Source organism: Pirellulales bacterium (assembly GCA_019636335.1).
Classification (GTDB): domain Bacteria; phylum Planctomycetota; class Planctomycetia; order Pirellulales; family JAEUIK01; genus JAHBXR01.
In genome coordinates this window covers 84,327-105,912 of the sequence record JAHBXR010000003.1, presented here as the reverse complement: position 1 = coordinate 105,912, position 21,586 = coordinate 84,327, and the positions used below count along the sequence as shown (strand labels likewise).

The 21,586-nt window shown below is 63.1% G+C and carries 19 protein-coding genes; 3 read left to right on the top strand and 16 right to left on the bottom strand.

The window, feature by feature from the left end; translation table 11 throughout:
• Nucleotides 1–267 precede the first annotated feature (267 nt).
• Nucleotides 268–828: a DUF1579 family protein gene (locus KF708_04470; GenBank protein ID MBX3411950.1), complete on the top strand. Its 561-nt coding sequence runs from the start codon at nt 268–270 to the stop codon at nt 826–828.
• Nucleotides 829–936: 108 nt separating this feature from the next.
• Here KF708_04470 and sucD read toward each other — a convergent pair whose 3' ends face one another.
• From sucD to KF708_04430, 8 genes are all read right to left on the bottom strand, one after another.
• Nucleotides 937–1,815, bottom strand: a complete 879-nt coding sequence (gene sucD, locus KF708_04465; protein ID MBX3411949.1) for a succinate--CoA ligase subunit alpha — start codon at nt 1,813–1,815, stop codon at nt 937–939.
• A gap of 46 nt (nt 1,816–1,861) precedes the next feature.
• Complete coding sequence (gene sucC / locus KF708_04460) at nt 1,862–3,046, bottom strand: ADP-forming succinate--CoA ligase subunit beta (protein ID MBX3411948.1); 1,185 nt, start codon at nt 3,044–3,046, stop codon at nt 1,862–1,864.
• Nucleotides 3,047–3,487: 441 nt separating this feature from the next.
• The gene (locus tag KF708_04455; GenBank protein ID MBX3411947.1) at nt 3,488–3,817 is read right to left on the bottom strand and encodes a hypothetical protein; all 330 of its coding nucleotides are present in this window, start codon (nt 3,815–3,817) and stop codon (nt 3,488–3,490) included.
• 247 nt (nt 3,818–4,064) lie between these two features.
• Complete coding sequence (locus tag KF708_04450) at nt 4,065–5,756, bottom strand: glycosyltransferase family 39 protein (GenBank protein MBX3411946.1); 1,692 nt, start codon at nt 5,754–5,756, stop codon at nt 4,065–4,067.
• Nucleotides 5,757–5,845: 89 nt separating this feature from the next.
• Nucleotides 5,846–6,010: a DUF1328 domain-containing protein gene (locus KF708_04445; protein MBX3411945.1), complete on the bottom strand. Its 165-nt coding sequence runs from the start codon at nt 6,008–6,010 to the stop codon at nt 5,846–5,848.
• Between the two features lie 42 nt (nt 6,011–6,052).
• Nucleotides 6,053–7,606: a hypothetical protein gene (locus KF708_04440; protein ID MBX3411944.1), complete on the bottom strand. Its 1,554-nt coding sequence runs from the start codon at nt 7,604–7,606 to the stop codon at nt 6,053–6,055.
• Entirely contained in the window at nt 7,603–8,562 is a 960-nt protein-coding gene (locus tag KF708_04435) for an SgcJ/EcaC family oxidoreductase (GenBank protein ID MBX3411943.1), read from the bottom strand. The genes KF708_04440 and KF708_04435 overlap by 4 nt, the downstream gene beginning before the upstream one ends.
• Before the next feature lie 213 nt (nt 8,563–8,775).
• The gene (locus KF708_04430; protein ID MBX3411942.1) at nt 8,776–11,034 is read right to left on the bottom strand and encodes a tetratricopeptide repeat protein; all 2,259 of its coding nucleotides are present in this window, start codon (nt 11,032–11,034) and stop codon (nt 8,776–8,778) included.
• A 180-nt stretch (nt 11,035–11,214) separates the two neighbouring features.
• On the opposite strand from KF708_04430, the gene KF708_04425 reads away from it, so the two are divergent.
• Nucleotides 11,215–11,721, top strand: a complete 507-nt coding sequence (locus KF708_04425; GenBank protein ID MBX3411941.1) for a GNAT family N-acetyltransferase — start codon at nt 11,215–11,217, stop codon at nt 11,719–11,721.
• A 1-nt stretch (nt 11,722) separates the two neighbouring features.
• On the opposite strand, the gene KF708_04420 is transcribed toward KF708_04425, so the two are convergent.
• From KF708_04420 to KF708_04410, 3 genes are all read right to left on the bottom strand, one after another.
• Nucleotides 11,723–12,586, bottom strand: a complete 864-nt coding sequence (locus KF708_04420) for an RNA methyltransferase (protein ID MBX3411940.1) — start codon at nt 12,584–12,586, stop codon at nt 11,723–11,725.
• Nucleotides 12,587–12,593: 7 nt separating this feature from the next.
• Complete coding sequence (locus KF708_04415) at nt 12,594–13,346, bottom strand: hypothetical protein (GenBank protein ID MBX3411939.1); 753 nt, start codon at nt 13,344–13,346, stop codon at nt 12,594–12,596.
• Between the two features lie 222 nt (nt 13,347–13,568).
• Entirely contained in the window at nt 13,569–14,948 is a 1,380-nt protein-coding gene (locus KF708_04410; protein MBX3411938.1) for a Gfo/Idh/MocA family oxidoreductase, read from the bottom strand.
• 220 nt (nt 14,949–15,168) lie between these two features.
• Between KF708_04410 and KF708_04405 the strand changes: the two genes are divergently transcribed.
• The gene (locus KF708_04405) at nt 15,169–16,296 is read left to right on the top strand and encodes a hypothetical protein (GenBank protein MBX3411937.1); all 1,128 of its coding nucleotides are present in this window, start codon (nt 15,169–15,171) and stop codon (nt 16,294–16,296) included.
• A gap of 17 nt (nt 16,297–16,313) precedes the next feature.
• Here KF708_04405 and KF708_04400 read toward each other — a convergent pair whose 3' ends face one another.
• The 5 genes from KF708_04400 to rpsD form a co-directional block, all read right to left on the bottom strand.
• On the bottom strand, nt 16,314–17,489 hold the full coding sequence (locus KF708_04400) for a sulfotransferase (protein MBX3411936.1): 1,176 nt from the start codon (nt 17,487–17,489) through the stop codon (nt 16,314–16,316).
• Nucleotides 17,490–17,646: 157 nt separating this feature from the next.
• A complete protein-coding gene (locus KF708_04395; protein ID MBX3411935.1) occupies nt 17,647–18,249 on the bottom strand; it encodes a nitroreductase family protein in 603 nt (200 codons plus the stop codon).
• 209 nt (nt 18,250–18,458) lie between these two features.
• Nucleotides 18,459–19,535, bottom strand: a complete 1,077-nt coding sequence (locus tag KF708_04390; GenBank protein MBX3411934.1) for a hypothetical protein — start codon at nt 19,533–19,535, stop codon at nt 18,459–18,461.
• A gap of 18 nt (nt 19,536–19,553) precedes the next feature.
• Nucleotides 19,554–20,510 (bottom strand): PEP-CTERM sorting domain-containing protein, encoded by a 957-nt coding sequence (locus tag KF708_04385; protein ID MBX3411933.1) that lies wholly within the window; start codon nt 20,508–20,510, stop codon nt 19,554–19,556.
• Between the two features lie 76 nt (nt 20,511–20,586).
• Nucleotides 20,587–21,198, bottom strand: coding sequence for a 30S ribosomal protein S4 (gene rpsD, locus KF708_04380; GenBank protein MBX3411932.1), 612 nt, complete (start codon nt 21,196–21,198; stop codon nt 20,587–20,589).
• Between the last annotated feature and the right edge of the window lie 388 nt (nt 21,199–21,586).

Here is a 21,586-nt window from a genome sequence, read left to right as displayed (position 1 = left end):
CTTGACCGCAAAACGAGTTGATGCCGGCCAGATCATTGCGTGACGGTTTGCCGCGACAATACTTCACTTCAATTGGAATTTGCTGCATTCCGATTGTAAGCACGAAGTCGATTTCTCCAGGCGCGGCTGGCGGCGGATAAAAACGCTGCGCGCGGTCGATCCGTGCATGGCGTGGCGGCTCCCCCCGCCGTCGCGCGGTCCCATCTCCGGCGTAGGCTATAGTTTGAAGTGGTTTCCCACCGTTTCCAAACCTGGGGGAGAATCGAAATGGACGCCGCCTGTCGGCCTGTCAGCACCTGGGCCGTGAGATTCACGGCGTTGTTTTTCGTTGGCCTGGCCCTTCCGGCCACGAGGGCAACGGCCGACGAGGCGCCCCCCGAGACGCTCGCGGAACTGGAACGATTCCTGGGCGACTGGAAGACCCGGACGCAAATTCGCCATTTCGGACCGCCCCCTCGCGAGTTCGACACGCAAGGCGAAGCCACGTGCCGACGAACGCTCGAAGGCCGCTTCTTGGAGTTCCGCGCCCAATCCGTTCCGCCGGGAGAGGCCGATCTGCAAATCATGACTTACGACACCGCAGCGGATCTCTACCGGCAATGGGTGTTCGCTTCCGACGGGTACTACCACGAAGCGGTCGGCAAGTGGAACCGGTCCACGTCCGTTCTACGCTGGACGGGCAAGACCGCCGATGCGTCCTTCGTCATCGACGACCGCTGGGTTTCTCCCGACCGGCTGGAATGGACCTTGCAGCGCACCGACGCCAGCGGAAAGCCAACGCAGACGATTCAAGGAACGCTGACGCGAGTCAAACCGAGCGAACCGTGAGTGGCGGCCGGCAAGCCGCGATCGCCCGAGTGGGTACCCGGCGGTCCGTGACGTGCCCGGTCTCTCCCCAAAAGCTTTCGCGGGAACGGTAGCTCCCCGAGCGCGAGGCTACCGTTTCGCCTTGATCGCCCGCACCATGGCGGTGCCCATGTCGGCGGGGCTTTCGGCCACGGCGATGCCCGCGGCCTCCAAGGCGGCCACTTTTTCGGCCGCGGTGCCTTTGCCGCCGGAGATGATCGCCCCGGCGTGCCCCATGCGCTTGCCCGGCGGCGCCGCACGGCCGGCAATGAAGGCCGCCACCGGCTTGGTGACGTGTTGCTTCACGTAGGCGGCCGCTTCTTCCTCGGCCGTGCCGCCGATCTCGCCCATCATGAGGATGGCTTCGGTCTTGGGATCGGCCTCGAACATCTTGAGCAAATCGATAAACGACGTGCCGACGATCGGGTCGCCCCCGAGACCAACGCACGTCGACTGCCCCAGCCCCAGCCCGCTGAGCTGGAACACGGCCTCGTAGGTCAGCGTGCCCGAGCGGCTCATGACCCCCACCGGACCCGCCTTGTGAATGTAGCCCGGCATGATGCCGATCTTGCACTGCTCGGGCGTGATGACCCCCGGACAGTTCGGTCCCACGAGCACCGACTTGCTGCGCTTCACGGCATCGTACACGCGCACCATGTCGAGCACGGGCACGCCTTCCGTAATGGCCACCACCGTGGGAATACCGGCATCGACCGCTTCGAGAATCGCATCGGCGGTAAAAGCGGGGGGCACGAAGATCATCGTCGCGTTGGCGCCGGTCTGCTCCACCGCTTCATGCACGGTGTCGAACACGGGCACGCCTTCGACCGTCTCGCCCCCCTTGCCGGGCGTGACGCCGCCGACCATCTTCGTGCCGTATTCCTTGCAACCGCGGGTATGGAACTGCCCCACCTTGCCGGTGATACCCTGGCAGATGACCCGCGTGTCCTTGTCGATCAGGATGCTCATGTTCCGAGAGTCCAGTTTACGCGCTTGTGTTCGAGGGAACGTGGTCCTAGCCCGCCGCCGCGACAACCTTCTTGGCCGCGTCGGTGAGTCCTTCGGCCGAGATGATCGCCACGCCGCTGCCGGCGAGGATCTTGCGGCCTTCTTCCACCTCGGTGCCTTCCAGCCGCACGACCAGCGGCACGTTGAAGCCCACGGTCTTGTACGCTTCGACGACCGCGGTGGCGATCGTCGTGCAGCGCATGATGCCGCCGAAGATGTTGACCAACACGGCCTTCACGTTCGGATCGGACAGCAGAATGCGAAAGGCCTCGGTCACCTGCTCGACATTCGCGCCGCCGCCGACGTCGAGGAAGTTGGCCGGGTTGCCACCGTGCAGCTTGATGAGGTCCATCGTGCTCATGGCCAGGCCGGCGCCATTCACCAGGCAGCCGATGTTGCCCTCGAGCTTGACGTAGCTCAGGCCGGCCTTGCCGGCACGCACTTCCGAAGGATCCTCCTCGGCCACGTCACGGAGCTCGGCCAGTTCCGGATGGCGGAACAGGGCGTTGTCGTCGAAGGTGATCTTGGCGTCGAGCGCCAGCAACTCGCCGGCGCCGGTCACCACCAGGGGATTGATCTCGACCAGGCTGCAATCCTTCTCGACGAAGACCTTGCAGAGGGCCTTCATGAACTTCTCGGCCGAACGGACGCTGGCCCCCGTCAGCCCCAACAGGGCCGCCAGCTTGCGAACCTGGTAGCTACCGAGGCCACGATCGGGATCGAAGGCCGCCTTGAAGATCTTTTCCGGCGTCTTCTCGGCCACCTCTTCGATATTCATGCCCCCTTCGCTCGACACCATCACGACCGGCTTCGAGGCCGCTCGGTCGACGACGATGCCCAGGTACAACTCGCGGGCGATATCACAGCCCTCTTCGACGAGGACCTGTCGCACCGTCTGTCCCTCGGCGCCGGTTTGAATGGTAACCAGCTTGTGCTCGAGCAGATTCTCAGCGACGCTTGACGCTTCCTCGGCGCTTTTGACCAACTGCACGCCGCGCTGGGCGGGATTGTCTTGGACCGTTCCCTTGCCCCGACCGCCGGCGTGGATCTGTGCCTTGACGACGGCCAGCGAGCCCCCCAGCGTGCGAAAGGCCTCGGCGGCCTCGGCGGACGAACGTGCCACGATGTTGCGCGGCACCGCGACACCCGCCTCGCGGAGAATCTGTTTCGCCTGATATTCGTGGATCTTCATACTGTTCCTTCACCGCGACAAAGTGCGCCACGGTTCGACATTGGAAACGGCCGGCCCGAAATGAATCGCGGCCCACGCTCACAGGCGAGTCGTCGGGCCGTCGAAGTCCGGTTCGGAGGGCAAACGGTCGGGGATGCTCGATCAGCACACCAGGGCGATCGTGGCAAGGCGCGGATTATAGGTCCCGCGGCGCAAAGTGGTCAAGCGACCAGAGCACGCTGAAAAGGGAAGTGTTTTCGCGTCTTGGCGGCATCCGGTGTACCGCATCGAGCGAAGATGGCCGCACGCCCTGCGACGCCGTGGTCGGCGAGTAGAGGAAAAAACAAAGAAGGCCGCTGCTCGAGAGTTCCGGCAGCGACCTTCCAGGTTGTGTCGTGTGTCCGTCGTCGTCACGCGGCGCATCGCCGAACAGCGACCGCCTGCCACGGAAGAGTACGTCGGCTAGCTGAGCTGCGCGAGCGCATCGAGGGCTTGCCGCGTCTTCTCGACGCCGCCCAACTTCTCGGCCATCGCCTTGACGGCCTTCAACGTGCTCAGCGTGATTTCGCCATTCGCCTTGCTGCGGGGGCCGCGTTTGGGTTGATACGAGCCCGTCTTGCGCGCCAGCTCGGCTTTGAGATTGCTGACCTGCGCCGCAGAAACCTTGATCTTCTTTTGCGCGAGAATCGCAATGACGTCTTTGGGAGCCGTGTCGTGTCCCTTGTCATTCAGTACATCGCGAATCGCCTGAGCCTTGCTGGGTCCACGGCTTCCAGCTTTTCGAGCTGCCATTCACAGAACTCCCATCAAAAGGTTAGCCCACTTTCTTATGAGCTAAACAGTAGCACGCGCTGGAGTGTGGTTAAAGTGGAGTTGCGACTTTCGATGAATAAAAAACCCGAAGGACGCCACCCCCTGTGTGCGGGGGAACGCCCGTTAGTGCAGTACCTCAACGGGTACATTCGTTCGCCGCAATACAAAAACCAATCGTCTACCCGTAATGTCCGGCATGAACGGCCTCGTGAACGTTTCCGGCGCTTCAGGGGCGCCATTTGTCCGTCTGTTCGCGATACCAGGCATGCTCTCGTACGGTGATGAATTGGCCGTCGCCGACGTCGCGGGCGAAATGAATCGTTGGATCCGGGCAATTACCAGCTCTCGTGTCGACGATACGATGTTCGACCGGATACCAGCGTTGACGCCCCACATAGCCGTTCAGCGCCTCGAATTGAAAATCGAGGTAGGGCACCATCGAGCGCGAAACGAGGAATCGCGGCGGTGGACCTTCGCTAAGCAAGCGAAAGCACGCGGTGCCCCCTCGTACCCGATTCGGCAGATAGAACATCAACGGCACGTCTTCGTACGTGATGAGAATCTCGTCCTCGGGCCGCAAGCGTGGACGAAGCAGTTCGATCAAATCGCGATTCGGGTCGGGCAACACGTCGGCCAGATCGAGGTACAGCCAACGCCACTCCTGGCGTGCCACGTAACCCATGTCCTCGACGCGCCAGGAGAGCTTCGGGATGACCGCCAGACCAACCCGCGAAAAGAAGGGAGAAAACGTGAGCAAGGCCGCCAAGGCAATCGCCCCCCAAGAACGCCAGGGCAACCATCCTTCGGGAAGAAAATGCGGGAGCCCACGCACGCAAACAAACGCCAGCAACGCTGCGGCAAAGGGAGTGCTTCCCACGATATATCGAAGATAGGGCGCCGGCGCAACGACCGTTACCCACACCAGATTGATGACCAGGATGGCAGCCGACAGAAAGAGGAAGCGACGTTGTGTCGGCCGCAACTTGCTCCACTCGTACCATAACAACCAGACGGCCAGCACCAGCAGTACCCAAGGAATGACGTACTGATTGAAATTGAACAACGAACCGGCCGAGCGATAACGCCAATCGAAAATGGTTTCTTTAAGACGCGAGAAGAGCTCGTAATACCACACCCACGGCGCCACGGTGAATCCGATCGCCGCGAAAACCAGCAGCACGCGCCCGCGAGAACGAGACGCACACACCACACCATCGAGAAACAATAAGCCGATCACGGGCCAGAACGTGCCATAGTCGAATTGGAACCAGATCCAACTCGTCAGCACGAATAGAATCGCTCCTCCCCGTCCGGCCGTTTGCCAACGCAAATAGGCGAGCACCGTCAACAGCATGAACAGACAAGACGGCGCGTAATAGCGGCACTGCCGCATGTGCAGCACCCAAAACACATTGGTGGCCAGCAGAAAACCCGCGATCCAAGCCATCCACGGATCGTCGAACTCGCGACGAATGAAACGGTAGAGGATGGCCACCGTCAGCAGTCCGCACAAAGCAAACGGAATCCGGGCGGCCAACGTCCCCTTGCCAAAAACCTGAAACGATGCGGCCGTCAGCACGAATTGCCCCCACGGCTGACCGATCCAGGTCGTATCGGGCTTGAAGTCGCCGCGGGCGACGAAGTAGGCAATGGCCACCTCGGGGTCGCGAATGCGACGTTCGAGGCCGATCCGATCGCGATCGGCCGTGACGTCCATCGTGATCAGATTGCGGCCGTCGTAGCCCAACGGCCGGCCAAACTCCAGCATCCGCTCGGCCAGCACCCCGGTGGCCGCTTCGTCCTGCCAGAGGTAACGCCGCCCCAGGTGCCAGAACAACAGCCCGCTGGCAATCAAGGCCAACAGAGCGATTGCCGCAAGCTCGCCCCACGATACAAAACGCCGCGTGCTCGCCGGCATCCACGCCCCGTCGGTCTCGTGCGCTGCGATCGCCGCCAAAATGCCACCCGGGGGCGCGGCGAAGTCGCGCCAATCGTAGAAACGTCGTGTCAGATGCTGGGACGCCGACCCATCACCAACCCGACAATGAACAGGACCAGGAATATCACGAACAGGATGCGCGCGATCTGCATCGCCACGCCTTCCAAGCCCCACAGACCCAGCACCCCCGCGACGAGCGCAATCACGAGAAAAATCAAGGCCCAGCGCAACATGGCGATCTCCCCTCTTGTTGCAAATTCAACAAGTACAAACCATTACTGCGACGATTGCGCCTCGTTCTCCGCCCCCTCGGGCTGGTTGAGTCGCACGAGCAGCCACTGTTGGGTGACCCCCTCGTCGAAATGCACCAGCGCGGTCGTCTCGTCCTGCGTGAGATTATAGATGCCCGTCTCCATGACGGGCAAATCCTGACCTTCGATGTGCCACGCCGCGCGCTGCGTGCTCCGATCGACGGCGCCAATCACCGACTCGGCCGAATCTTTCAGAGTATTGTGAAAGGCGCCGCTGATGATCCCATCCTGGCTCACCGCCAGTTGCAGGAACAATGTCGGATCGGTCGACTGCTCTTTGTCGGGCACCACGGCGAACACACCCAGCGGCATCCACTCGATCTGCTCGCTATCGAGATCCGCGGGCACGCTGTTGGCAATCTGCGATGCTTGTTGTGCGTAGTCATCCTCGGAATAAGCCGGCTGCCCATCGACGTAAACGGTGCTGTCCTGGTAGTAGACGTTGCCCCCCGTGCCAAAGTCGTAATAGATCGGCGTTCCCCAGGTATAGGGCATCCACGCCGACAGCGCAACCCAGTTCGGCCGGTTCCAATAATTGAAGCCCGGGTGATAGTGCCAGTGCAGGTTCGGATGATTCACCCACCAATGGTTATTGTACCAATGGTTGCGGTTCGGGAACTGATTCTGCCAGCGGTTGCGGACCTGGTTGGCAATCTCCTGGCGGTTTTCCCAACGGCCGGGCAGATTGTTCTGAAGCTGTTCCCAGCGCCCGCCCGAGGGTCGGGTCCAATCGTTCGGCCGATTGAAATCGGGACGGGTGATACCGGGTCGATTGATGTCCGGCCGATTTCCGGCACCGGGGCGCGCGGGCAGCGTCGTGATACCGCCGGGAATGTTCAGAAAATCTCCCAGGTCGCCAGGAGAAGGTCGCCCACCGGGACGATTCAGATCGGGCCGAGAGCCTGGTCCCAAATTGCCCGGCAACGTCGAGATGCCGGGGCGATTCCCGCCGCCGGGGCGCGTCGTTCCCCCCGGACGCGCGATGTTGGTGCCGCCGCCAGGGCGTTGGCCTGGATGCACATTGGGTAGCTGACCCGGACGTTGTCCCGCATTGAAATTCGGTAACTGCCCAGGACGCTGACCTGTATTGAAATTGGGAAGTTGCCCCGGACGCTGGCCGGTATTGAGATTCGGAAGCTGCCCCGGGCGCTGACCGCCGTTCCAGTTCGGCATCTGGCCAGGACGTTGGACGTTGTTGAAGTTCGGCATCTGGCCCGGTCGCGTCCCGATCTGTCCCGGCAAGCCGGTCGAGATATTGCCGGGCAGGTTGCCTGGCCGCATGCCGCCGGTGTTGGGCCTGGCGGGCAAGGTCTGTGGGCGCTGCGCCGGCAACCGGCTCATCGAGGGAGATCGATTCATGGCCGCGTGATTGATGCCTCCCGCGCCCCCCAGGTGAGCACCCCCGGCGCGCATGCCGGCGCCACCTCCGCCACCTCGACCTCCGCGCGCTAGCGCCTCGGGCACAAGACCTGCGACGATCAACAGCCCGGCGATAAGCGGCAATGTTACCTTGTTCATGGAGATGGCCTTTCCGTTTCACTCGCCGGCGTGGTCGTCTCTTCGATGTCGCGCGTGACCGTCACCGGATCGATATTGGGCAGCAGCACGCCGTCCACTTCGCGCTGGGTCGACTCCCAGGAAAAGCGGTCTACTCCTAGCGGCGTCAGAATTTGTACGGCGGTCGCTTGTCTTCCATCGGGAAGCGTAGCTCGCGTCTGGATCGTCCAATGATCCCCCTCGTTCTTCCAAAAGCCTTCGCCAAAACCACCGTCGGAATCGAACACCCAGGAACGAACCTGACCGTGGACGGGGTCCCAACCGATGACCTGCGTTCCCACCAGCTCTGACTGCCCCGGTATCGCGACTCGGAACGAGCGAGAAATGAAGCTTTGATTGGCCACCCAGCGGCACGAGGTGGCCACCTGGCCTTCGTTGTCGGCGTCGCGCCACTCGCCAATCAGCCACTCGAGATCTTGCAGATAGTCGTGCGGCGTTGACGCCGGGGGCGCGGCTTCCTGCTGGGAGAACGTTAATTCGCGCACCGTATCGAGCTGCCATTGCCCGTCGCGGCGAACGTGTACGGCGAGATAGCTCGATTCGTCGGCGCGACCATCGGGGGACGCGACTCGCGCGGTCCCTTCTTCGGTGGCGGTGTCCGCGGTGGCAAAGCGGATGCGATCGACTTGCACGTCCAGTTTTCTGCCGGGGTTTTCGGCAAACTCTTGGGCAAAATATTCGGCCAATGCCTGGCGTCCTTCGATACGGTCGCCCGCCGGGGTGATGTATTCGGCCGACTCGCTCCAATGCCCCGCCAGGGTCGAAGCGTCCGCGGCGTTGAACGCCTCGACGTACGATTTCACGCGGGCGAGGATCGCCTTGCGATCTTGTTCGACGGCATCATCCTGCGCCACGACCAGGCGAGCCAGGCAGGTCGTCAGCAGGAGGAACGAGCACGCCACACGGCGAAGATTCATGGTGCAACTCCCGAGGAAGCGAGACGCAAGCAATCGAGCAGGGGTGCGACGCGGCGGATCGAGACCCGATCCTGTCAGACAAGCGGCCGTCGTGGCTCGCGGACGGCTTCCAATTCTACTTCTCGCGCGTTCACATTGCGCGATATTTCCAACAATTGTGCCTGGTGCGAAAAGTGTCCAACCAGCGACCTTTGTGGATGATTTGCCACAACATCAGGGGGGGGTGGGGCCGGCCGGCTGCGGTTGCCGCCGCTGTGCTTCGATCCATTGCCGAAGCTGCCCGATCGCCGGTGCGCCGGGCGCCAGTCGAGTAAGTCGATCGGCCGTCTCGGCCGCGCGATCCCAATCCCGGCGCTCCGCGTAGAGCAGCGTGAGGGCATGCCAGGCATCGATCATGCGCGGATCGAGTTCGCACGCCTTTTTCAAGGCAACTTCCGCTTCGTCGAGCTGGTGCTGCTGCTGGAGCGCAAGCCCCAGGTTGTATTGCAGGCGTGCCTGCGCCGGCTCGAGCCGGGCCGCCGTCTGCAACTCGGCGATCGCCTCCGGCAGCCGATCGGGGGATTCCGCCAGCAGCAATCCCAGCGAATAGCGCGCCATGGCGAACTCGGGCTGGAGCTCGACGATCTTGCGGAATAGCTCTTCCGCCTCGGCCGGTTTTCCCTGCGTGTGAATCAACATGGCCAGATTGTTCAAAGCCGGCACGAATCGGGGCGACAAGCGCAGCGCGGTGCGGTATTCGGCTTCGGCCGTTTGCGGATCGCCCCGTCGTTCGGCCAGCATCCCCAAGTTCAGATGGGCGGCAGGCTGATCGCTATTGGCATGCTGGCCGGCGATGTATTCGTCGGTCGCGGCCCGCAGCGCGATTCGTCCGTCAGCGTCGAGCGTCGTGGCCGGCACGCCCGACAGGATGCGGGCCGCCTCGGTGCGCACGGCGCGCACGGGATCGGTCAATTTCGGGGCCAGCAACTCAGCCAACTCGTCCGGCGGTAGATTCTCGGCCGCACCGGCCGCGGCGGCGCGCACCAGGGCCTCGTCGTCCTTGAGAGCGCGGGCGAGCACCTCGCGCGTCTCGTCGATGGGGTAGCCTCCCAACAAGGCTGCCGCGCTGGCACGCACGACGGGCCCGACGTCCTTGCGGCGGATCAACTTCGACAGGCTGTCGACCGCCTCGGGCTTGCCCGCTCGTCCCGCCGCGATGGCATGGGCATAGTGCGGCTCGTGCAGTCGTTTGGGTCCGTACCACTTCACGATCCAATCGCTCGCCCACTGGGGCGTCTCTTTTTCGTGGCACCCGTTGCAAGCGTTGGGCGTGCCCAACGACACGGTAAGATCCGGCCGCGGAACGCGAATGCTGTGATCGCGCCGCGGATCGACCACCATGTAATTCGTGGTGGGCATGTGGCAATCGACGCAGTTGGCCCCGGCCTTGCCCACGGGGTGATGGTGGTGCGCCGGTCCGTCGTACTTGCCCGGCACGTGGCACTGGCCGCACAACTGGTTGCCTGCGGCCTTCAGCTCGAGCGAGTGGGGATCGTGGCAGTCGGTGCAGCGGACCCCTTCGCGATACATGCGGCTTTGCAGGAAGGAACCGTACTCGTAGACCTCCTCGCGAATCTGCCCATCGACGTGGTAATGCTCGCCACCGAGCAACTCGGGCATGTAATAGTCGAGGAGCTCATCCCCCGGCGTGTAACCGGCATGCACGATGCGGCGGCGTGAGTGGCAAGGGGCACAACTGTTGAGTTCCCCTTTCGACGACTTCCCCTTGAGCCGGGCGAGTCCATAGCCGTAGTGCCGGTCCCAGAACAGCGATTTCGCTTCGGCCAGCTCGACATGGATGCTCCCCGGACCGTGGCAGGCCTCGCAGCTCACGTCGATCTCGGAGAACTCCGTGTGGTAGGTATCGGTCTTCAGGTCGTAGTTCCTGCGCAGGTTGGTCGAGTGACACTCGGCGCACATGTAGTTCCAGTTTTGCGCCGGGCCAGCCCAGAAAAGCTCATCGTCGGGCTTGATGTGCTCGTCGTGGTAGATGTGAAACCAGCGTTTGTCCTTCGTGTCCCAGGTGGTGGGCAGCGTCTGCAGTCGTCCGCGTTCCGTCTCGACCAGGTACTGTTGCAAGGGGCGGATGCCAAAAGTGTATTTGACCGGATAAGTGCGCGCCTGGCCGTCGGGGCCCTCGGTGGTGACGAAGTACTCGTCCCCCTGGCGGAACATGCGCGACTCGACGCCGAAGTGCGAGAAGGTGGCACTGTCGAAATCGCCGACGACGGAATCAGCGTTCGGCAGTTCCATGGCCCGATCGTGATCCGAGCCGGCCCACTTGGCAGCCTCGGCCGCGTGGCACTCGGTGCAGCGTTGGCGGCCGACATACTCGGCGCGTCGCCCCGGGGGGAGCGCGGTCCACCAATCGAGCGCCAGCGCGGCCCCTCCCAGGGCCAACAGAGCCAGCGGCAACCACAACAATCGGCGCAAGCGAAGTTCCGTCGCAGAGGTGAATGAGGTCGAGACCGCGCCGCGCGAACGAACGTCGCTTCCGGTTCCGTGGGAAGGCGCGGTCTTTCGATTATCAATCGCCCCTCAGACCGCCGCAACCGTGCCCGGCATGGAACCCGGCGGTGGCCCCGAGTTCCATCACACGATACGATGCCCGGCATGCTGATTTGGATGACGACCTATTATCTCGAGACGCTCGATCCCACCGAATTGCGTCCCTCGTTGCGCGGTGAAGTGGGCGACCTGGTCATCCACCGGCAAGCCCCCGCAGGTACGACCAACCGCCGGTTTTACCTCTCGGTGGGGGCCGACTGGACCTGGACCGACCGGCTCTTCTGGACCGACGACGCTTGGGAGACCTACGCCCGGCAGCCGGGGCTCGACACCTATATCGGTTACGTCGGCGACGAGGAGATCGGCTACTTCGAGCTCGACCGCCAGCCCGACGGGAACACACAGTTGGCCTATTTCGGCTTGCTGCCATCGGCGATCGGCCGAGGACTGGGGGCGCGGTTGCTCGTCACCGCCATTCAACAGGCCTGGCGCGACGGCGCCCGGCGTGTCTGGGTCCACACCTGCACGCTCGACCATCCGCAGGCGCTGGCCAACTACCGCGCCCGCGGCATGCAGCTCTACAAGCAAGAGTCGTGTTGGAAAGAGCTCTAACCTAGCACCGAGGCGCGCCCCCGCGTAGCAACTCGTGCAGCACGATGCCGGCGGTGACCGCGACGTTGAGCGAATCGACCTCCGCCGACATCGGAATCGTGATCTTCCGCTGGCACAGTTCGACCAGGTGAGGGGGTAGACCGTGCGCCTCGTTGCCGAGCAACAGCGCAAAACGGCGCGAACACGGCCGTCGTCCCAGCGTCTCGGCGGCAGGGTCGAGCACCGTCGCCATCAGTTCGATGCCCTGTTGCTCGCGCAGCGTCGTCAGGTCGCGCGCCAGATCGCGCGAAAAAGCCAGCGGCAAGCGCAGCGACGCCCCCATCGAGACGCGCAACACTCGCCGGTCGAATGGATCGCACGTATCGGGACCGATGATCGCTCCGCGTGCCCCTAGCGCCAACGCACTGCGAAAGATCGAACCCAGGTTTTCTCGGTCGTGAATACCCGCGCAAACGATCAGTCCGCCCCCTTCCGGCGCGTCGGCCAGTAGCTCCTCGCATGGCCTTCCCGGCAGACGTCGGGCGCAGGCCAACACGCCGCGATGAAAGTTGAAGCCGACCAGCCGCTCGAACCAGGCGTCGGGCACGACATAAACGGGCACTGCGTCGGCGACGCGGGGAGCAAACGTCTCGGCCCAGCGTTGGCCCAAGAGCAACGACGCCACGGGAAACCGGCTCGCCAACAGACGCTCGACCAGCTTGCTCCCCTCGCACACGAACAAGCCGGCGCGGAGCGTTTCGTTCTTGTTCTTCAGATGGCGATAGACGGCCAGCCGAGGATCGTCCAAATCGTCGATCGGAATGAACGTCATCGCCGTGGCACTCGCACGCACATCGCAACCGCGGCCCGCGCGGCGACGAATCATCTCGGATTCAAGTGAGGGCGAACAAGCGGTTCTTCGCCGGCAGACTCGAGATCTGCGAATAGTGGTAGATCGTCGCGCGCTCGGTTCCTTCGTCGACGATCGGCGTGGGGCCTTCGACGACAAAATCGGCAAAGTGCGGCGCGTTGAACGCAATGAAGGCCAGACGCAGGCTGTCGATCTCGCGGTCATAACGCTGGCCGAGATCGGGCAGCGCGATCGGACCGGTGTCGTTCTGATACATCTGCCGATCGAGGCTGATATTCATCGTCTTGGCCGGGCATTCGATGATTGCCCGCAACCCCAATTCTTCGTTGGCCAATTCGGTCTGTGTCACGATGGGCTGCCCGGCTTGCGTTGCATCGCGAATGGCCGGCCATTCGGTCAATTCGACCGGCTGGCGGGCTTCGTGCAGCAGCAACTCGGGCTGTCCCCACAACTGATCGATGGCATAGGTGCTGCGGTAATCGGGATTCAGCCACGCCTTGCGACGGAACACGAGCAGGTTCGCACCGCCGAAGATGGGCAGAAAATCGTAGTTGTCGTCGTAGAACAGATCCTTTTCGCCAAAGGTGTTCTCGCTCTTGCACGAAGCGCACTGGTAGTAATCCGTCGATGTGTTCCGCTGCGCGTCGATGATGCGCGTGCGGCTTTCGATCCAGAAGCGCACCGAATTCTTCGCCGAAGTGCCCCGCAAAAACGAGCGGCCATAGTCGAGCGGAACCATCTCCTCTCCTGCCGGCGCCGCGAAGACAGACTTCACCAGCGAAGCAACCATGAGCGGCGCAGCACTCAATGCCGTAGCAGAAAGAAAGGTACGGCGAGACGTTGGCATCGTGATCCCCTCACTGCGCTAGGGTGCAGAACATGTCGCGGCAAGCGAGGCTTCTCCGAAGTCCGTCGCGACAGTAGCCCTATAAGCGACGATCCGGTCCCAAGCAAGCACTCACGGCACATTCGCAGCCAGAACTTGAAGTCCAGCTACTTACGTAGGCATCGAATAGGGCGCTCGGTAGGTATAGCCGAGCAGTGCGTTCGCCGCATCGTCACCGGGAAACGTTTCGCTCACCGGATCCCACGTCAGCTTGCGCCCCATCCGCACGGCGATGCTCCCCAGATGGCACAGCGAAGCCGAGCGATGCGAGCTTTCCACGTCCGAGACCGGCGTCGCCTCTTGCTTGACACACTGCAGAAAGTGATAGAGGTGCTGCAACACGATGCGGTCCTTCGAGGGAACGCTGTCGTGCAGACGAATCGCATCTGTGGGCAAGGGATTTCGGGCCGCTTCTTCGACCGGGGCGCCGTACAGCCCGACGCGATTCACGGCAAGGCGTCCCTCGGTCCCCTCGAAGCGCACGCCTAGCCGGTCGCGACCCTCCTTGATTGTCTTCGTGGGCAAGCTCTGCAACAGAATCTGCGTTCCGTTCGGATAGGTCATCGTGACGCGAAACTCGCGCGGAATCTGATAGCCGCCGGCGATGTCGGGCAGCCCCTGCGGCGTGACCCCTTCGATCTCGATCGGGCCATTCAGCTCCATGCCCAGGCCCCACTGCGCGATATCGAGCTCGTGTACCGCCCAATTGACGAGTTCTCCCTCGCTGTAGTCCCACCAACAGTTCCACGTTTGATAGCGCTCGGGACAGTATTCGGCGAGGGGCGCAGGGCCCAGCCAGGCGTCCCAGTTGAGCCCCGCCGGCACGGGCCGCGACGCGAAGGGACCTCCCAAACGTCCCTTTTCCAACACATTCACGACCACGCGTTTGATCTCGCCCAGGCGGCCATTGCGCACCAGTTCGCAAGCCAGACGATAGTTGGCGTCGCTCCGCTGCTGCGTTCCGACGAGCAACGTGGTACCGCTTTCTCGCACGGCGCAGACGATCGCTTGCCCCTCGTGGATCGTGTGCGAGAGGGGCTTTTCGCAATAGATGGCCTTGCCCGTCTTCGTCGCCTCGATGGCGATCTTCGCGTGCCAGTGATCGGGCACGGCAATGATGACCGCGTCGATGTCGTCGCGTGCGAGCACTCGGGTGTAGTCTTCGTAGAGCTCCGCGCCGGGGCACTCGGCGTCGCGGACCGCTTCGGCCTTGGCTCGATTCACTTCGGCAATGGCCACGACGTCGCCGTACAGAGGCAAGAATCTCGCCAGGCGGAGGATGTTGGCCAATCGGCTGCCGCGCACGCCCGCCCCGATCAGGCCGACACGCACACCCCGGCGAGAAAGCCAGTAGCCACTGCCCCCCAGCGTGCCGGCCGCGGCAATTCCGGCCGCGCCCAACAAGAGGCCGCGTCGCGTGAAGCGACGGTTTCGCGCCGGCGCGGCCGCGGGGGGCGTATTGGTGGCGGGCTCTTCGAGCTTACTGTTCATCGTAGAGCGAGGCTGGCCACGGGGTTCGGTTCAGGTGTCGGAACTGCTTACCATTCTAACTACGCTCCCCGAGCGGTACAGTTTCGCCCCTTCGAGCGACCGTGCAGCGACCGCGTCGCGCGAACATATCGCTCGCCGGAAAGGGAGGTTAGACTGATCGTGCGGGTAGTCCCCCCACACCCGGCATCCCTGGCACGCCACTCCTCAAGCCCGGACGAGCATGCTCCCTGTCCATCGTTTTACGCGGCAATTCGCCCGATGCCGATCGCTCGGCCCCTTCGTCGCCAGCGTTGTTTTGCTGCTGGCTTGCGGTAGGGCGTCCTTCGCCCCGGCCGCGGTGATCGTGCTGACGAACCGCGCTCCGGCCGCGGTGAATTTCGAGTGGCTCCCCGCCGGGGGCGAGGCCACGTCGCGCGAGCTCGCCGTGGGGGACGTCGTGGCGTTGCCGGTCACCGAAGGGGCCAGGATTCAGTTCGGCACCATCCGCGGCAAGCAAAAGTACGAGCTCAGTCCCAACTCGATTTATTTCTTTCACGATGCGAAGGGGACCGGTCTCGATCTCGAGCAGGTGGGCGTCCACGGCCACGTGGCGCGGCGGCCCATCGACTCGGGCCTCGAACGCGCGCCCTCGCGCGAGGTCGCCACGGTCACGGTGCGCATCTACGTCGACGAAGAAGAACGGATGACGCCCGCCTATTGGCAAGACCGTTTGCAGAAGCGCGTGGAAGCCGCCTCGCAGATCTTCGAGCAGTGTTGCGGCGTGCGTTTCAAGGTGGTGGCGACCGGCACGTGGCCCTCCGACGACGCGGCCGAGAATTTTCAGGCCTCGCTCCGCAACTTCGAGCGAATGGTCACGGCGCATCCGGCCGACCTGGCCATCGGCTTTTCCAGCCAATACGCCGATACGAAACCGGGCACCGAAATCGGCGGGACGCGGGCCCCCTTTCACCCGTACATCCTGATTCGCGAGGGTTCGGCCCGCGTGGGGGAGCCCGAGAAGCTCGAAGTACTGGTTCACGAATTGGGGCATTATCTCGGCGCGACGCACAGCCCCGAGGCGACCTCGGTCATGCGACCGCGCCAGGGAGATCGCCGCGCGCTGTTTGCGAGCCACCGGATTGGGTTCGATCCCGTGAACACGCTGATCCTGAACATCATCGGCGAGGAACTGCGCCAACGCCCGCTGCGTGCCTTGCGCGAGTTGAGCCTCGAGACCCGTCTCGAGCTGCGGCCGATCTATGCCGCGCTCTCGCAAACCTTGCCCGAGGATCCGGCCGGCCCCATCTACGTGCGCCTGCTGGGCATCATCGATCCGGTCGAGACGTTCGAACCGGCCACGGTGAAATAGGCCACGCCGCAGCGTGCCTAGGCTTCGCCGCCGTCGTCGGGCAGGATCTCGTATCCGTAGCGCTCGAAGAAAGGCCGCCAGCGCCGCGAGATTTCCCGCCGCAACAGCGGCGCCAGGTGGTAGCGGTTCGTGCGATACTCTTTCGAGTTGTCGACGTAATTCTGCAGTGCCGGCAGTGCCGGCTCGATGTCGCCCAACTCCAGATGCGAATAGATCTGCCGCATCTGTCCCAGCATGTCCCCCACGAGATCCTCGTAGCGCACCTCGTAAAAGCGATCGGGCGGAATCAGATCGCGGGTCTCTTCCAACCGGTGGTGCATGCGCATGAAGGTCTCGAAGACATGCTCGACCAGCCCCTCGAACTTGGGCACCTGTAGCCCGTGGATGTTGTACAGCCGCTGCCACAGATGGACCGTCGAGGGAAACACCACGTAAGGATCGCGCACGATGTTGATAAACCGTGCGTCGGGAAACATCTCGAGCAAAATCTTGACCCGCGCGGTATGGGGCGGCGACTTCAAGATCATCCGCCCCGGCCGCTTGAGCGTCACGTGCTTGAGAAAGCGCAACAGTGCCGCTTTCCAGCGTTCGCGGTCTTCGGCCGAAACGCCTTCGAGGTCCAAATACTCGGGATACTGCGGCGGCTCGTTCGGAAAGGCGATTGTCAGGTAGGGAGTGGGCACCCCCAGGTTGCACAGGGCGAACTCGTCTTCCTGAGGGCTGTCCCAGCCGAAGGCCATGTTGTCCATGGGCCGGTTCGGGGGCATCATCCAGTTGAAGAAGGTCGTCACGAACCAGTTGCTGAGCAGGAAATGATTCGGCTCGAGACATTCGTACGTCGTCGAGAACGTGTGCCGCTTGTCGAGGATCAGCAGCTCGTGCAATAGAGTCGTGCCCGAGCGCCAGTGTCCCAAGATGATGACCGGCGGTTCGAGCTCGGTTCGCTTCGTGCGACCGGCGTAGAGCGCATTCTGCACCCAGCCGAGCGACGTGTGTGCCACGCTAAATAGCGTGTCGAGTGCCGCGATATGTGCCCGCGATGGACTGAACCGGAAGCGATTCCGCGCAAAGAGGCGCATCAGACCGAAGAAGTCGGTTCCGAGCCAGATTCTCGGCGTAAACCACTTCTCGTTCTTGAGCGAACCGCTGGCCAGTTCCGGCTGGGGGACTGGTGTATCGGTACCGACCGCCATAAGTTCCCTTGAGCAATCACGCGTCAGCCGCGCGAGGCCCCACCCAATCGAGGTAGACAGTTCATACCCACGACGCAGGGTCTGGGACCAATCGTAGCCGGCAGGCGGCCTCAGCGGCAACCGGGGTTCGGCACTCCGTGGCGGCAACTGCCGGGCTTTAATCCTCTTGAGCCAGAAAGCTCGACGCTTGCCCCCAGTCTCCGCCAAAGACGGTTTCGTGCAGGGGGCGGCGGGGACGACGCTCGCGGTCCCGTTCGGCCAACTCGGGGCGATCCTGGGGTTTGCCTTCATAGCCCAGGGCGATGCCCGTCAGAGCGTGATACCCCTCGGGAATCTGGAAGAGCTCGCGTGCCCGATCGGGCAGGATACCGATCATCTGGTGGACGGCGATGCCGCGCGAGGTCGCCTCGAGCGAAAGCGTGGCGGCCGCCAGACCAAGATCGTGCTCGCAAGCCGCGTTGGGTTTCCCGTTCTTGACGAACTTTTCCGAGACCACGCCGATCGCCAGCGCCGAAGTGTGCTTGGCCCAGGCCTGATTCCCCTCGACCAGGCACGACAGCACCTTTTGGAACAACTCCGGCTCGTCGCGCGTGCCCACGATAAAGCGCCACGGCTGCTCGTTGTACGACGAAGGCGCCCAGCGTGCCGCTTCGAACAACGCACGCAGATCGGCCGCGGGAATCGACCGCTCCTCGAAGACGTAAGGACTCCAGCGCTCGGCCACAAAATCGTGTACCGGATGTTGAACGGGGGCTCTCATCGGGAAACTCCTTTGATCCATTGATCCATTGATCAGCCGGTAGGCGATTTTGCTGCGTGGCAAGGACTTGCCCTCAATCGTGACGGTTCGCACTTCGGGGCTGCTCGTTGCCTGCCAGCGCGATTATAGGTCTCGACGATGTCTGTTGCGACAAGCATTTCGTGCCCAGGCACCAGTGGGTCGCCAAGGTACCGCTTTCGCATCGCCGGCTATTGCCGTACGAGCGTGGCCGCTACCAGCAAGTAACGGTACGGGTACTTCTCAGGCTCTTTTCGCAGCAGCGCCTTCGCCTGCTCGTAGATAGCCGCGACCGTTGCGTCGCCGTGCGCGGGCTCGACCACGTGCCGCACGACCGGTTCGCTGAAGGCCTGCAGAAAGCCGACATACGCGTCGGCATAGCGTTCCACGTTCCCCGACTTCTTGAAGTCTTCGACAAAGGGCGTCGGCACACAACCGTCGAACACCTTTTCGACCGTGAAGGCCGACGCGAGCGGCGCGTCCTTCTCGCGAACAGGCGCCAGCAGCTCGTCGAGCGAGCGGAAGTAGACCGGCATCGTGATGCGTTCATAGACGGCGCGGTCGATGCGTCCTGCGTCGACCAACGCTCGGCAGGCGTCGTCGAGCAGATCGTAGACCCCGCTGCCGCACCAATGTTGCTCGTTTCGGCCAGGCAGGACGATGATCAGCCGCGCGCCCGCTTGCATCTCTGCGGCGCGATGCGTGTAGAACCGCAGCAGGTCGGAGGCCGCCTGTTCGATAAAGGCACGCCGCACCTCGGCCGGAATCTCTACGCCGGGCCGAATCGTAGCGCCGCAAGGGTGAATCACAAAATCCTGCACGAGCGCCGGCAGTCGGTCCATCCAGCAGACGGCGTTGAAGGTCATGCCCAGATGGACCGTCGCTGGGGGCAACAGCGGCCCATAGAACGAACCTCCCGCCGCCACGGGAAAAAAACCTTCGCGGTCGGCCGCCAAAGCATGGCTGGCCGTGAGATTCTCGAACAGACGATTAAAGTTGTTCGTCGCCAGATCGCTGAAGACGCCGCAGATGGGATGCTTCGCGCCGCGGCGCTGGAGCACCTCCACGGCGCGGCCCAGGCCCAGGATTGCATTGTTCCCCTCGGAGCAACCATAGTCGGCGATCGTCACCGGCTTGCCCGCGGCGGGCAAGGTGAGCTCGCGCGCGGCGATCTCGATCCAGTCGAGCAAAAACTCGATCGTGGCACGCTGGGCCGTGGAATGCTCGTCGTAAAAGCCCCGATCCTTCATTCCGCTGGTGCTGGGCACGGGCATTCCTCGCGTGTGCTAGTCGGGCTGGCGACGCCTCCGGCGGCGAGCCGCTAAACATAGCACACCGATCATGCCCGTCGAGGCAAGCGCCAGCGACGAAGGCTCGGGCACCACCTGCCAGCCGATATCTCGAAAGCCAGCCAAATCGAGATCGGTCATCAACTCGCGGACGCCGCGCGGCGTCGAAGGATCCATCAATGTCGTTTGCGGAACTCCGTTCACGAGGCCGGTCACCCCCAGATCCCAGTGGCCGCCGGAGTTGTCGAGCGGCACCGGGCCGCCGTACAAGGCCATGCTCGCTGGCCCATGAAAATCGTACACGCTACTCGAACCCGTGATCCAGCTATCCCACGACGCAGCAGTGCCGAAACCGAGCAGATGCCCCAACTCATGCACCGCGGTGGTGAGAAAATCAGATTTCGTCGAATCGAGCCCGGCGACCGTCTGTCCAAAATGCCAGGCAGCAGCGGAATTGAAAGTGATCGAGCCGCCCCAAGGGCCGAAGTCGGTTGCACTCGGGCCCGTGGTGTTGAGTTGCCCGCGATGGAGCGCCGCGTCGACGAACGAGGCACTCCCCGACGCGGTGGCTATTCCCTGCGAGGCAAACCCCAACACCGAGCTGGGAAAGGAACGTCCACCGACAAAGATGCGAATCTCCCCCTCGTCGAGCGTAAGATCCGAGCGGAGGACAGGACCGCCTCCCTGTCCGGGATGCACGAATCTTGCCGTCCAAGAGTCACCGCTCGCCGGGGCGATGGGAGCCAACGCATCGGCGAACATCGAGTAGACCGCGGCCGCCTCTTCCATACGAGCGCGCCGCTCGGGGTCGTCGAAGAACCCCTGGATGTCGTACGTGTAGTCGATGTGAATCGTCACCGCGGCCGCCTCACCGCAGGGCAGCACGAAACCGAACCCGCTCAGCAGGGCAAACAACAGCGATCGAAAGCAGTTCGAGCGGTGGGCAAGTGACAAGATCGTCTCTCCGAGTTCAATTCCTGCGGGGGGGAGACGCTCGTCGCCCCTTCGACGAGCGCTCGCCAACATGTTGCTACGATCGCGACAGGGCCTCGACGGCCAGGCCGATGTCGATGGGAAGACGAACGTCCTCGGCAATCGGTAGCGCGCGAATATGGATTCGCAAGTTGTCCGTTTCGCGTTCGAGCCACGTCGGCTGCTCCCCTTCGACCGTTTCGATGCGATCGCGGTAGATCTGCGCCAGGTTCGAGCGACGAATGACGTCGATTACATCGCCCGGCCGCACGAGCAACGACGGCCGATCGGCCTTGCGGCCATTCACCGCGAAATGACCGTGCGCCACGCCTTGCCGCGACTGAGGCCGCGTGGCACAAAAACCGGCACGCCGCACGACGTTGTCCAGCCGGCGTTCGAGCAGCGCGATCAAGGCATCGGCCGTGTTGCCTTCGGTGCGCTGTGCCCGAGCGAAAATTCGACGCAGCGTCCGCTCGCCGAGGCCGTAGAAATGCTTGATTTTCTGCTTCTCGAGCAGCGCCTGGCCGTAGACCGAAAGTTTGCCCCGCCGCGTGTGCATGCCGGGGGGCGAATCGCGACGTTCCAGCGCACGCCGCGCGCCACCGTTCTCGTAGATCATGACGCCCAGTCGGCGATTGACACGTCCCTTCGGACCGGTGTAGTGAGCCATGAGATAGTCCTTGTATGAATGGAATCGTGGTATTCCTGGCAAGTACTGCAAGGCGGAACGCTCGACGCCGGGAGCAAAGAGAAATTGCTCATCCATTCACTTCCCCAGCAACGGCCCGTGAGAAGACACTAGCCAGGGGAAGCGCCTACCGCGCGACGCTCTCTGCCCGTGCTCGCGAAGAACTCGCGATATCGCACGGGCCTAGGCACGAACAAGCTTGCCTGGAATCACGAGCGTCCTTTGCCGCCGACGTATCAAACGCGAAACAATTTGCGTCATCGAGAATTCGCTCCCCACACAGACACTTTGGGAAACGAAAGCCAAGCAGCTGGCGAGCGGCCGAAATTGGCTGGGCAGGCTGGCAGATCGGATGAGACGATGTCTCAAC